Annotated in this window: 11 protein-coding genes and 2 tRNA genes; 5 read left to right on the plus strand and 8 right to left on the minus strand. The window is 45.5% G+C overall.

Annotation, left to right across the window (positions count from 1 at the left end; all coding sequences use genetic code 11):
* Positions 1-71 precede the first annotated feature (71 nt).
* From C3Y98_RS09950 to C3Y98_RS09960, 3 genes are all read left to right on the plus strand, one after another.
* Positions 72-1,781, plus strand: a complete 1,710-nt coding sequence (locus C3Y98_RS09950; RefSeq protein WP_135278440.1) for a diguanylate cyclase domain-containing protein — start codon at positions 72-74, stop codon at positions 1,779-1,781.
* Between the two features lie 142 nt (positions 1,782-1,923).
* A tRNA-Val gene (locus C3Y98_RS09955) sits at positions 1,924-1,999 on the plus strand.
* A gap of 70 nt (positions 2,000-2,069) precedes the next feature.
* Positions 2,070-2,146: transfer RNA gene (locus C3Y98_RS09960), tRNA-Asp, on the plus strand.
* Positions 2,147-2,321: 175 nt separating this feature from the next.
* Here the strand turns inward: C3Y98_RS09960 and C3Y98_RS09965 are convergent.
* The 6 genes from C3Y98_RS09965 to infA form a co-directional block, all read right to left on the minus strand.
* Positions 2,322-2,636: a DUF3240 family protein gene (locus tag C3Y98_RS09965; RefSeq protein ID WP_135278441.1), complete on the minus strand. Its 315-nt coding sequence runs from the start codon at positions 2,634-2,636 to the stop codon at positions 2,322-2,324.
* Positions 2,633-5,704, minus strand: coding sequence for an efflux RND transporter permease subunit (locus tag C3Y98_RS09970; protein ID WP_135278500.1), 3,072 nt, complete (start codon positions 5,702-5,704; stop codon positions 2,633-2,635). The genes C3Y98_RS09965 and C3Y98_RS09970 overlap by 4 nt, the downstream gene beginning before the upstream one ends.
* Positions 5,704-6,792, minus strand: a complete 1,089-nt coding sequence (locus tag C3Y98_RS09975) for an efflux RND transporter periplasmic adaptor subunit (RefSeq protein WP_135278442.1) — start codon at positions 6,790-6,792, stop codon at positions 5,704-5,706. The genes C3Y98_RS09970 and C3Y98_RS09975 overlap by 1 nt, the downstream gene beginning before the upstream one ends.
* Positions 6,789-8,087 (minus strand): TolC family protein, encoded by a 1,299-nt coding sequence (locus C3Y98_RS09980; RefSeq protein WP_135278443.1) that lies wholly within the window; start codon positions 8,085-8,087, stop codon positions 6,789-6,791. The genes C3Y98_RS09975 and C3Y98_RS09980 overlap by 4 nt, the downstream gene beginning before the upstream one ends.
* A 62-nt stretch (positions 8,088-8,149) precedes the next feature.
* Positions 8,150-8,545: a hypothetical protein gene (locus C3Y98_RS09985; protein ID WP_135278444.1), complete on the minus strand. Its 396-nt coding sequence runs from the start codon at positions 8,543-8,545 to the stop codon at positions 8,150-8,152.
* Positions 8,546-8,589: 44 nt separating this feature from the next.
* Complete coding sequence (gene infA, locus C3Y98_RS09990; protein ID WP_135278445.1) at positions 8,590-8,847, minus strand: translation initiation factor IF-1; 258 nt, start codon at positions 8,845-8,847, stop codon at positions 8,590-8,592.
* A 367-nt stretch (positions 8,848-9,214) separates the two neighbouring features.
* On the opposite strand from infA, the gene C3Y98_RS09995 reads away from it, so the two are divergent.
* Together C3Y98_RS09995 and C3Y98_RS10000 are read left to right on the plus strand one after the other, a co-directional pair.
* Complete coding sequence (locus tag C3Y98_RS09995) at positions 9,215-9,418, plus strand: cold-shock protein (RefSeq protein WP_015832706.1); 204 nt, start codon at positions 9,215-9,217, stop codon at positions 9,416-9,418.
* 193 nt (positions 9,419-9,611) lie between these two features.
* Entirely contained in the window at positions 9,612-11,432 is a 1,821-nt protein-coding gene (locus C3Y98_RS10000) for a sensor domain-containing diguanylate cyclase (RefSeq protein WP_135278446.1), read from the plus strand.
* Between the two features lie 160 nt (positions 11,433-11,592).
* Here C3Y98_RS10000 and C3Y98_RS10005 read toward each other — a convergent pair whose 3' ends face one another.
* Together C3Y98_RS10005 and C3Y98_RS10010 are read right to left on the minus strand one after the other, a co-directional pair.
* Complete coding sequence (locus C3Y98_RS10005; protein WP_135278447.1) at positions 11,593-11,916, minus strand: c-type cytochrome; 324 nt, start codon at positions 11,914-11,916, stop codon at positions 11,593-11,595.
* A gap of 26 nt (positions 11,917-11,942) precedes the next feature.
* Positions 11,943-13,829: a methanol/ethanol family PQQ-dependent dehydrogenase gene (locus C3Y98_RS10010; RefSeq protein WP_135278448.1), complete on the minus strand. Its 1,887-nt coding sequence runs from the start codon at positions 13,827-13,829 to the stop codon at positions 11,943-11,945.
* Between the last annotated feature and the right edge of the window lie 58 nt (positions 13,830-13,887).

The following is a 13,887-nucleotide window of genomic DNA, read 5'->3' on the forward strand; positions in this document are numbered from 1 at the left end:
GTCTCCTCATTGATGTAGAAATTTGGCGTATAGTCAATTGTCATATGCAGTGACAAGAACTGAGAAAATACTTGTTCACAAAACTACACATCAAAGATGACTTAGGCATCGCTCAAGCGCTCACTTGGCGTTACGTCCTTGCACTATCTCTCGTCGCAACACTTTCAACCGCCGCATGGTTTAGCCTGAAACTCGTTATCTCTGAGCAAAATGGTACGGCCGCTGTGGTTAACGTAAGTGGACGACAACGGATGTTAAGCCAACGCACAGCCTTATTTGCCAATTTGCTGGTCACAGCTCCCAAAAATGAACGCGCAGCCATACGCCTCAAGCTAAAAGAGTCTGTCGAACTGATGGCAGCCTCACATCACGGTTTATTGCATGGCAATCCAGACATGGGGCTACCCAGCACCATGTCGCCCGCTATCAAGGCCATGTATTACGATGGAGAGCAACCTCTTAACCAACAAGTAAGAACTTACATCAATACGGTACGTGCATTAATTGCCGCCGATAATGAAAAACTGTCGATAGACAACCCAGCGTTGCGCTATATCACGCTCACTGCACCCGGTACTTTAGTTTCATCGCTAGATAAAGCAGTACACCAATATCAATTAGAAGGTGAAGCGGCCATCAAGCGGTTAGAAAAAGCCGAAACCGCCTTATGGATGTTTACTTTGCTCCTGCTTACGCTAGAAGCCATGCTAATTTTCAACCCGTTTATCAAGCACATTAAAGTGGTCTTAGATAAACTCAAACGCGCCACTGACGAAATTTTGCTCAATCAGGAAACGCTGGAAGAGAGAATCAAACAGCGCACCTCCGAGCTTGCAAACAGAAGCAAAGCACTGGCTGACAGCGAGCAAAAACTATCAGTGCTGTTAAACAACACCAATATACATATGTGGGCGTTTGACGGCAAAGTGTTCACCTATACCAATAGGCAGTGGTTTGATTTTACCGGCCAAAACCCAGAAAACAGTCTAACCATAGAAAACTGGGTTTCGGTGGTGCATCCAGAGGATTTAGCCGAGGCGCAAAAAATCTGGCAAGTAGACTTTGAAAAGAAATCTAGCCATGACCATTACTTTAGATTAAAACGGCACGATGGCGTGTACCGTGACTTCTATTGCCGTGTCACACCGATTAAAGACGAAACCGGAACGCTGCTATATCTGCAAGGACACAATTTAGATATTACAGAACGTAAACAGTTGGAAGATGAAGTACGCCAGCTAGCGTTTTACGATGCGCTAACCACACTCCCCAACCGGCGCCTGCTTAAAGACCGCTTGAGCCAGACCATAGCATCAAGCAAGCGTAATAGCCGTTACTGCGCACTCATGTTCTTGGATTTAGATAACTTCAAGCCCATCAATGATACTTATGGCCACGCATTTGGAGATGCACTATTGCTAGAAGTGGCAGAACGCATCAAAAGCTGTGTACGTCAAAGCGACACTGTAGCGCGATTTGGCGGTGATGAGTTTATTGTGCTACTGAACACGTTAACCACTGACAAAGAAAAATCCGTACAGCAAGCCAACCGTATTGCAGAGAAAATACGTAAAGCATTATTGGCGCCATATTTACTGTCATTAAATACCAATGACAACAAAACAAAAATTGAGCATTTATGTTCTGCCAGCATAGGCGTAGTCGTCTTTATTAATCATGAGTCGGATGAAGATGAAATTTTAAAACGGGCAGACGATGCCATGTATGCCGCAAAAGCCGCGGGTCGCAACCAAATTAGACTTGACAGCGACTTTATTTAGCACTAAAAAACCTCAAAATATTGAAATCTTGGGCCAATAAATTGCGCCCATAAAAAAAATATCATTTTTATTTAAATTAAGTGAAAAAGGTGTTGATAACATGCCGCATTATCTGTAATATGCGGCCTTCGTTAGTGCTGCAGGGTGCTTAGCTCAGTTGGTAGAGCGTCGCCCTTACAAGGCGAATGTCAGCGGTTCGACCCCGTTAGCACCCACCAAAAATTTGCACTGACGAAAATTTGAGCTTTAACTGAATATGTACTGATTTTATCAATACATAAAGTTCAAGGAGTGGTAGTTCAGTTGGTTAGAATACCGGCCTGTCACGCCGGGGGTCGCGGGTTCGAGTCCCGTCCACTCCGCCAATATTTTAAAACCTTTATAAGTGAAAACTTATAAAGGTTTTTTCTTTTCTAGTTATCAAAAATGGCCAACGCCTCTCGACGCCAGCCATACGGATGCTACAAGCCAAACTTATCAGCCATACCGCTAAGCAGCATGGCTGACGATATAAGCGTTCCGATACCTTAGCTTAAACTTTTAAATAGATTGCGCCTCGGCAACCGGCATTAATATATAGTGCATGCCGGTATCACTAAACACTTGCTTCAACTCGACCACCAACCCTTGTAACTCCGCGAAACTGGCATGCATCATAAACTGCACACGCTTTTGGCGGCCAGCTACCTGCTCAACCAGACTCAGCTCGGCATGCTGCCTGCCATGCCCGTTGACATTAGTGGTAGTAAAACCAGATATCTGGTCTTTTTGTAACAACAAATCAACCAATGTTTCTTCTAAACTCACTGGCGCCATCAGTATTAATAAGCCTTGTTCGCTTGGAGACTGACTCATTTTGTAACCCCATTAAAAAACCTGCGATAAAAGATTGGCAACAACACTAATGTAAGCGCGGTAGAGCTAACCAGACCACCGATCACGACAATAGCTAAAGGCCGCTGAATCTCAGAGCCAGGCCCAGTTGCAAACAGCAGAGGAATTAAGCCAAAGGCAGCAATGCTCGCAGTCATTAACACAGGCCTCAACCTGCGTTTAGCACCTTCCACCACGATATTAACCATCGCCATCCCCTGCGCCTGTAACTGGTTAAAATAACTCACCATTACCACACCATTCAACACAGCAATCCCAAGCAATGCGATAAAGCCAACAGAGGCAGGGACGGATAAGTACTCCCCTGACAGCCAGAGTGAGAACACGCCGCCTATCATTGCAAAAGGAATATTAGACAAAATCAATGCTGCCTGCCTAACCGACCCAAATGTCGCAAACAACAATAAGAATATCAATCCGATCGCTACTGGTACCACAATAGCTAAGCGAGCAGACGCTCTTTGCTGGTTCTCAAATTGCCCGCCAAATTTTGCAGCATAGCCTTCATCAAACTTAACCTCTGCCTGTACACGCTGCTTGGCCTCCTCCACAAAGCTCACCAAATCACGATCACGCACATTGGCTGTCACCACAACGAAACGTGCACCACGCTCCCTATCAACTTTGACGGGGCCTTCTTCACGCTCAATTCTAGCCACAGCCGAAAGCGGGATATTCGTACCATTGTCCAGTGTTAACATTAAGTTACCGAAGTCTGCGGGAGATGCACGTAGATCCTGACTGCCTCGAATCAATACCGGGGTGCGCTTCTGCCCTTCCTGCACTACGCCCAACTGCTTACCCTCAAGCTGTGCGAGCAATATCGCCTCTATCTCGGTGACGCTCAGGCCAAGGCGTCCTGCCGCCATTCGGTCAATTTTGATTTGTAAATACTGCACACCACTGTTTTGCGGGGTATATACGTCCTGACTACCCGGAATAGAGGTTAAAATTTTAACAATCTGCTGTGCTTTTGCATTCAGCGTATTGAGGTCTGGCCCAAAGATTTTAATCGCCAGATCACCTCGCACGCCCAATATCATTTCATTCACACGCATATCAATCGGCTGTGTAAAACTAAAGGCGAGACCTGGTAGCTGGTTCATCACTTTTCGCAGCTCATCAATCAACTCCTCTTTGGTCGCCATGCGCCACTCACGCATCGGCTTTAATATCAAGAAATTATCAGTTTGGTTTAAGCCCATCGGGTCCAAACCCAAGTCATCGGAACCAACTCGCGAATACACGCCTTTCACTTCCGGTACTTGGCTTAATATCGCGCGCTGCACGTTCATATCGGTAATGATGGTTTGATTAAGATTAATCGATGGTAATTTCTCTACCCCAATAATAATGTCGCCTTCATCCATCACTGGCATAAAAGTCTTACCAATCTGGCTATACACTACGCCAGTAAGGGCAAGCATGACTAGCGCTGCGATGACAATCACCTTTGCATGAGCCAGACACCAGATCAATATTGGTTCATAAATCGCCAGTGCCTTACGCACCAACCATGGATTATCGTGACTCACTTCTTTTAATAAAAAGGAAGACAGCATAGGAATCACCGTCAACGACAATACGAGCGAGCCGGCTAACGCAAACATAATGGTCAAGGCTACTGGCGTGAATAACTTACCCTCTAAGCCCTGCAATGTGAGCAGAGGTAAAAATACCGTAATAATAATCAGCACACCAGCAGTGACTGGCACGCTAACCTCGCGCACTGCTCGATAAATAATATGCATACGCGGTAATGTGCCGGCCTGCTTTCTATCTGCCAGATGCGATACCACATTTTCCACCACCACCACTGCCGCATCTACCAACATACCGATGGCAATAGCAAGTCCGCCTAGACTCATTAAATTGGCAGACATACCGAAACTGCGCATCAATAAAAATGTAAACAATGCAGAAAGCGGCAGAATAAAAGCAATGGTCAGCGCTGCTCTAAAGTTACCCAAAAACAGTACCAATAAAATCAACACGAGGACTACAGCTTCAAGAAGTGCTTTCGTCACGGTATTAACAGCACGTTCAACCAAGCCGCCTCTATCATAAAACACATTAATCTTGACGCTCTTAGGCAACTGTGGCGCTATTTCTGCCAGTCTGGCTTTTACGCCCTCAACCACCTTTTGTGCATTAGCTCCGCGTAAGCCCAGTACCAAGCCCTGCACGGTTTCATTCTGACCATTACTGGTTACGGCACCATAGCGTGTAATTGATCCAATACGTACAGTCGCAACATCGGCTACCCGCACAGACATGCCATGATCCGTGCGCACCACGGTGTTCTCCACATCCTCAATGGTTTTAAAACCACCCTCTGAGCGTACCAGTAAAGAGCCTTCACCATCGTTCAATCGCCCAGCACCACCGTTACGATTATTGGTTTGCAGTACTTGCTGCAGCAGATCTATTGCCACACCTCTTGCGTACATGCGTGCATTGTCCGGTACGATTTCAAAACTACGCACTAAGCCACCTAGCGCATTAACATCTGCCACACCGGCAACTGTGCGTAATTGTGGGCGAATCACCCAGTCCAATAGGCTGCGTCGTTCCTGCAGGCTCAGCTCATCACTCTCCACGGTGAACATAAACATCTCACCTAAGGGTGTTGTCATTGGCGCCATACCACCAGACACATTGTCAGGCAAATTCGGCCAGACTGCACTTAGCCGCTCTGACAACTGCTGTCTGGCCCAGTAAATATCCGTACCATCTTCAAAATCAATCGTAATGTCAGTGAGTGCATACTTAGCGACTGAGCGCACCCCCACTTGATGGGGTATGCCTAACACCTCAACCTCTATCGGTGCTGTAATTCTTGCCTCTACCTCCTCAGGCGTCATACCAGGGGCTTTAACCACAATTTTCACCTGTGTAGAAGACACATCGGGAAAGGCATCAATAGGCAATGCGCGATAAGCAACGGTACCTGCAGCCGCCAAACCGAGTGTAGCAATCACCATTAATAGTCGTTGCGTTAGTGCAAATTGAATCAGCTTAGCTAGCATCATTCACCCCCTAAACCCAACCATGTGCCTTTAATCGCAGAGATACCGGTCACTGCAATTTTCTCGGCACCTATAAACGACGCATCTACTACAGCCTCATCCCCTTGCTCAGAAATCACCGTCACCTTACTCGGCCTAAAGCCTGTTTGCGTCTGTACAAACACCACGGCATTGCTGCCTTGCCTTGCAAGTGCTGATTTGGGCACACTAAAATGCTTAGATTGATCACCCAGGTTAATTTCAGCCTCTACGAACTGTCCTGGCGATAGTTTTTCCGCGCCTTTGGTTATCTCCGCCCGTAAATGCAATGTCTGGTCGGCTTTATTGACACTACGAATCACAGCAATAAGATGACCGCTTGCCTGCAACTTAGGCACCTGCACTTGCATGCCCTCCTTCACAAATGGCAAGCCTTCAAGTGGCGCATGAATTTCAAGCCACAACGGAGACAATTTCGCAATTCGGTATAAAGGCGTTGCCATATCAACACGCTGTCCAGTCGTCGCCATCTGCTCTAATACTTGGCCAGAAATTGGCGCTAATAAGCTGAGTCCGCTAGCCATTCCTGCTGATGGGCTTAGTTTTGCAATAACGCCATCACTCACGCCAGACAATTTTAATGCCTGCTTACGCTGAGCTAAATTGGCACTAGCCTCATCATGCGCACTCTCAGTTTCTAAGTACCTGCGCTGTGCAATAATGCCGTCCTTTAATAACTCCGTATCACGTGCTAACGCTTTTGCTGCCAGCTTTTTCTGCGTTAATGCTTGCAGGTAGTCGCGCTGCAATCCCAACAAGTCCGGGCTGATTAAATGCGCCATTACTTGCCCCTTTTTTACCGTCTGCCCAGCTGCAACATGCATTTGATCTAACAAACCTGACTGCGGCGCGCTAACAACGCGCTCCTGACCAACTGGAATCACAATTTCGGCAGGAAAGCGGCGGCTACTCAATAAAGTATTTTTACTGATTGGAGCCACTACAACGCCCAGACTTTTTTGTTGCGCCAGACTCATCACCACATCATCTGCCTGCGCATTGCCGCTGAGAAATACCAGCGTACTGATTAATACAAGAAAATATCTCATGGGAGCACTCCTACTGTTTGGTTATAGCGGGCGATATCCCACTGCACTTTTATTTTTTGATTAGTGAATATACGCTCAGACTCAAAAGCTCGCGCCTGCACTCTCAACAGGCTCACCAAGTCAGTTTCGCCTAATTTAAACGCCTTATCCGCAAGCCTGGCACTTTCGGCCGCAATCTCATGCTGCTTAGTCGCCAACCCAAGTTCTGCACGGCTTACTTCCAGATTATGCTCGGCTTCATGCATCGCAGTTTCCAAGGTGTACTGCAAGGTTGCCTGCTCACTTAAAGCGTTACCTACATTTTGCTCGGCTGCTGCTTTGATTGGTGCAGCACGCACCTCACTGCCCAATGGTATGCGTAATTTCAAGCCAACACTTTCATTGAAAAGTACATCGAAGCCGCCACGGATACTGCGCATATTCAATGAAAGCTGCACGTTTTCACGGCTTTCCACTTGCGCAAGCTCTCGCTCTGTTTGTGCTAAATCCAACTTGGACTGCGCCTCAAGCCAGATAGGTGACTGCTGATAATCACGCAAAGCCGACTGTGACTCAACAAAGCCTGCGGGTATCTCGCGCAAACCTGTCAGCACATAATATCGGTGACGAGCATGCATGACTTCGGCCTCCGCACGTAGGTTATCCTGCTCTGCGCGTAAGGTTTCCTGCTGTACCAACATCACTTCTGTCTTTGCAAGCTCACCCGCTAAAAAACGCTTTTCCACATCGTGCTGAAGCTGATTGGCAAGCTTTAATTTATTCGCAGTCAGGGCTAAGCCATTTTCACTGATCGCTAGCTCCCACAGCGCCTCCCTGAGCAAGCCAGCTACGTGCAGCTTTAAACTGCCACGGCTAGCCATCAGGCTACTGCTACTCGCATCGGCAACCATGAGGCGCTTATTACGCTGATTGGGCATCCAAACTGGCAACTCAACTTCAGCTAACCATTCACGCTCACCACGACCGCTAGCCAGAGCATCATTTTGATGCGACACAACCATCGCCGGAGCGGCAGGTAAGACAGCATGCGCCAAGGTTTGCTTGGAAGCCACCAGCGCATTTCTAGATTGCAATGCAGACTGCATAGGGCTACGTATAAAGGTTTTTTCCAGCACCTCGGATAAATGCAAATTTGGGTTAACTTTAAGTAAGTCTAAGTGACGCCCAGCATTACTTTCATCCACAAGTGATGATGACAACGCAACATCACCTTGAAGATGAGTCTCGGCATGAAGCAAATTGCTATAACTGACAGATAGCGCTATTACTAGCCAAAGTCGGCTGAATATAGACATATCGCACTCCTAAAAAAGCAGAAAATCATTCGTGACAAGCACGAATATTGAATCTTGGACTTTTAGGAGAAGAGAGGTGGAGCGCGCGGCCCCGCTACAGACTGGAGAAAAGGAGGAATACTGATATGCGCCGTAAACGCATATTTATAACGCCGGAGAGAAATGGCGAGTAAAGGAATAATAAATAACATCAAAAATAGCGGCACAGGTAATGCCTCTAAATTTTTAGTTTTAGTTAAAGCTTTATCCACCCCTATCACCTGCACATCATTAACATTCTTAAATGTATGTACAGCATCTAGCGATTGAAACAACCCTGCCTCATGCATATGCAAGCCATGCCCATAAACAGGAGCATCCGCCTGCACATGCGCATGGATAAATGGGGTAAAGGCTTGCAATACCGCAAACCAAACCACAATGACCATCAATAGTTTTTTATTAAAACCTTTGAGCATGGAATAAATGTATCAGCTATTGAGGAAGATGACAAACGATGTGTTTAGTAGGTTCTTTTTCTAGGCGTAAAACTATGATGGTTATCAATATGCCTAAATGTAATGCGGCCATTGTTTACATCGTAAGGAGATAACTCCAGCGTAACCTTGTCACCCGCTAAAATGCGAATATGGTTCTTTTTCATCTTACCGCCGGTATATGCGATTAATACATGACCGTTATCTAAAGTTACACGATAACGCGAATCCGGTAAAATCTCCGTTACCACACCGCTCATTTCAATCAACTCTTCTTTTGCCATTGCTTTGCTCCAAAATCATGTAAGACCCGTGTTAAAGCAAAAAGCGAATCAAAAGTTGATGCAATCGTAAAACGTTGGGAATATTGAGTATAAAATAGTTTACGCAAGCACTACTTAACGCACGCGCACTATAGCCCCAGAAACCTAATTTAGCAAGCTAATCAGTTAAATAAGTGCCTGATTTTAATAACTATCAAGTATGACCCTACAAAGATAATTCAAATTGTGCTTGACAGGCTCCCAAATTGTCCGTAAAAAGCAATGTAGGCGTTTGAATTTTTAATTTTTTAGTCTTTCGTAGATTGATTGTATTTAAAAACCCGAACTTTCAGGGTGCCTCCCTTTTTTAAAAAGTATGGAATAAGATATGGCAACAGGTTTAGTAAAATGGTTTAATGACTCTAAAGGTTTTGGTTTCATTACTCCTGACGCAGGCGGTGACGATTTATTCGCACATTTCTCAGCTATCAACGATAGCGGTTACAAAAGTTTGAAAGAAAACGAACGCGTATCTTTCGACGTGACTGACGGACCAAAAGGTAAACAAGCTTCTAACATTCAGAAGATTTAGTACTTAAAGAATCCATTTAAAATGACCCTTTATCGGGTCATTTTTTTTGCCTATAGATTTAGTATTTGCACTATCAAGCGATGAGCGTTTATTCTTATACTTATATAAAAATTGACTCCAGAGTAAGATGGTGGCTTGTTACAAGCGCGACATCATGTAACAATCACCCAAAAGGATTAATCAGTCGGATCTTATGGAACAAAAACTAACACCACTTGAAATTGCTCGCCAAACTTTAATTCAGCTATCAAAGAGCCAGAAACCGCCTACGCCGGAAAACTACAGTAAAGTTTACGATGAGATTGCAGGGGGCACTCCATCCAACGGCAAACCTTTACTGGATATTACACTTAATAAAATACTGGTAGAAAAAGGCAAAGAGCATCCTAAATACGCATCAATTGCAAAACGTATTCCGAATCTGATTGAAAAGAATGATGCTATTAATCTCGATGCGCAACTGCGTGCGCTTATTCTTAACGACGCAGATAAAGATAGTGATGTACAGTGGGGCCCCCTATTGCGCTACTTGCTTAAGCAGCTGGAGCTTAACCATACAGAACTATCCGCATCAAGCAAACGTGATGGGTTAAATCGCCTCATCACCACGTTTGGTAACGATCCAGCTCAGCTGGCCGAAAAGATTCAAACTCTCATTACCTCGTGGGGCGAGGGCAAAGCGGCAGACATTGAAATATCTGCCAATCACACACCAGCCCTCAATCATCATGATGTGCAGGCAACTAAGCATGTGCCTCAGCACAGCGACAATAACAGCTCGACGCCTGCAGATATCGCGATTGCCTGGCGTGACATATTGGTGAGAACCATTCGGATTATTGTCATGCCAAAATTCGCGGACTCACCCAGTGCGGCGAACCGTGTGGAAGAGCTGATTAAAGAAGCTGAAGCAGCGCAAACATTAGCGCAAATCGAAGAACTGAACGGCACACTACGCTCAACCCTGCTTCGAGCAGAAATGCAAACTGACGCACAGCGCAGAATGCAAGAAGCGCTGATTGAAATATTGCGCCTACTTGTTTCCAGTATGGCAGAACTCACTATTGAAGATGAATGGCTACACGCGCAAATTGCCATCGTTAAAGAGATTGTTTCTAAGCCATTAAAAATTGATACAGTCTATAACGCCGAAAGCAGCTTGAAAGAGCTCATTTTCAAACAGGCGCAAATTAAACCAGGCCTGATTGAAGCGAAAGAAACCCTGAAAAGCATGGTGAATACCTTCGTCAGCAGGCTGGCCGACATCACCTCTTCTACCGGCAACTACCAGAACAAGATTCAGGAGTATCACAATCAAATTAATGCCGTTAACGACATTACTGAACTCAATACAATACTAGAGCATTTAGTAGACGATATTGGCGAAATGAATACCGAAGCCAAGGCCAATCATGAGACGCTGCTTGAGTCTCAGAAAAAAGCACAAGAGGCCGAAAAGAAAATCAACGAGCTCACACTCAAGCTGGACTACATTAGCGAAGCTGCACATGAAGACTTCCTCACCGGCGCTTTAAACAGGCGAGGTATGGATGAGGCCTTGATTCGTGAATTTGAACGCTCAGACAGGCATGGCACATCACTCTCGCTGGCAATGCTAGACGTTGATCACTTTAAAAAGATCAATGACACGATGGGGCACTCTACAGGCGATAAAGCGCTTGCCCACTTATCCAAGGTGGTGAAAGGTATTTTACGCAGCACCGATGTCTTAGCGCGCTATGGCGGCGAGGAGTTTGTGATTCTGCTGCCTGGCTCCAACCAGAACGATGCTGTCAGTGTGGTTTCTGGCTTGCAGCGTGACCTTACCAAGAACTTCTTCTTACACAATAATGAACGTGTACTGATTACATTTAGTGCTGGCGTTGCGGAGCGTGTGCACGGTGAAACTGTGGATAGCGTTCTGCCAAGAGCAGACGCAGCGCTATACTTAGCGAAGCAATCTGGGCGTAACCGCGTTGTGGGGGCGGAGCCACCCAAGGTGCACACTGAATAAAATCTCGTGAATAATATCTAAGATACGCTGTATGCTCAGTACTTTAATCGGAAGCAAGCGGCGTAGGGGCCTGTAGAGAAGTGAGCATTCACAATTGACGATAAAAAAAGGGCCAACCTCACGGTTGACCCTTTTCTTTTATGACAGAATACTCAACCAGCTAGGCCTGCTTAAGTACCCATTTCACAATCGTTTTAATATCATCATCTTTTACCTGCGGGCTGTTAGGTGGCATCGCCATCTTGCCCCAAACACCACCACCACCGGCTTTCACTTTTGCAACCAAACGTGCTTCAGCAGCTGCATCACCTTTATATTTAGTGGCTACATCTTTGTAAGATGGGCCAAGAATCGCATTCTGAATTCCGTGACACATCAAACATCCGCTCTTTTGTGCAAGACTTTCTGCCGGATCAGCAGCGCTAGCCGCTTGTGCACTCAAGAGCAATGCACTTAATAAAATTGTTTTCTTTAATAGAGACATTTTATATTTCCTTATGACTTAACAAGTTACAGACTAAATACGTTCATTGCGCCACCACCAGGTGCAGCGTTGTATTTCACTAGATCTTTATAACCACCAGCAGCACCCAAGCCATCAGTGGAGTTAGTTAAACCTAGGTTCATTGCCACGCCTGCCCAGCCACCAATACCTGATAGCACGCCAACATATTGCTTACCTTTATTGCTATAAGTAATGGCATTACCAACCACGCCTGAACCTACTTGGAATTTCCACAACTCTTTACCATTGTTGGCGTCCACTGCTTTAAACCAGCGATCCAATGTACCGTAGAACACTAGGTTAGTTGATGTAACCAGCGCACCGCCCCAAGCTGAGAATTGTTCTTTTTTATACCAAGCTGACTTGCCTTTTAAGCCGTCCCAAGCCATAAATCCACCCATTACACCGTCTGGTCCTGGGAACATGGTGAGGGTTGAACCTACCCATGGCTGGCCTGCAACGTACTTAGATTCAACAGGCTCATATGTCATACATACATGGTTAAGCGGTACGTAGAACATGCCAGTCTTTGGGGAGAATGCAGCAGGCTGCTGGTCTTTTACCCCAAGTGCAGAAGGACAAATACCCTGTGCGTTGTAATCTTGGTGGGTTGAGAATTTAGGGTCTTTATTTGGTATACCAGTTTTAAGGTCTACATTAAAAGCCCAGTTCACAAATGGATGCATTTTGTTGGCAACGAGCAATGAGCCATTGGTACGGTCAAATGTATATCCAAAACCATTACGGTCAAAGTGGCTAGCTAGTTTCTTACCTTTAGCTTCCCACAAAATGATTTCATTCATGCCGTCGTAATCCCACTCGTCATGCGGTGTCATTTGATAACCCCATTTCGCCTCACCGGTATCGACATCACGTGCAAAAATAGTCATTGACCATTTGTTGTCACCTGGACGTACATCTGGGTTCCAAGTACTTGGGTTACCAGTACCGTAGTACATCAGGTTTAATTTTGGATCATATGAGTACCAACCCCAAGTCGGGCCACCACCGTTTTGCCAGCCGTCTTTTTTGGCTTGTGGTTTCAACCAGGTTTTAATGCCTAGGTCTTTTTCTGGGAACTTCAATTGGTCTTTAGGCAAAGCTTTGAATGAGCCGCCAATTTTATTGCCGCCGTTCACATCTTGGTAAAGTGATAACGCGCTGTAGTGCGGATTACCCTTATTGAAATCATTACCGATCAATACGTCTTGGTCTGAACCTGTGCTGTATGCACGCCACACCAAAGCACCATCTTTGATGTTGTAAGCACTGATATAGCAGCGTACACCGTACTCGCCACCTGAACAGCCTGTAATCACTTTATCTTTAATCACGTGTGGTGCATTAGTGTTTGATGCGCCTTCTTTAGGATTTGTTACTTGTGTATCCCATAGTTTTTTACCAGACTTAGCATCCAGTGCAACTAACAAACCATCATTCTGTTGCAAGAAAATCTTGCCTTCACCATAGCCTAAGCCACGGTTAACGTTATCACAGCACAGTAAAGCTTGTGTTGATGGGTCTTGTTTCGGGAAATATGACCAAAGGATTTTCTGGTTGTCATTAAGATCCAATGCGTAAACATTATTAGGGAATGCTGTATGCACGTACATCACGCCATTCACTACTAGCGGCGCACCTTCATGACCACGGTTAACACCGGTTGCAAAAGACCAGGCAAGCTTCATGTTTTTCACATTGCCTTTATTAATTTGACTCAGACGGCTGTAACCAGAGTTGCTAAAATCTTTACGTGGGTGCACCCACTGACTATCATCCTTCATGAGTGTTGATAATTCATCTTCAGCAAAAGCTGGAGTACTTAGCATGCCAAATAGGCCTGCACTTAAAGCTAGGCTAACGCCAAATTTACGTTTAAATAGATGATTCATGTTGCATCCCCAAATTATAAAATTATTTAAGTTCTGTATTACTAATCTCATGCATTGA

The organism is Methylotenera oryzisoli, from assembly GCF_004661485.1.
GTDB lineage: Bacteria > Pseudomonadota > Gammaproteobacteria > Burkholderiales > Methylophilaceae > Methylotenera > Methylotenera oryzisoli.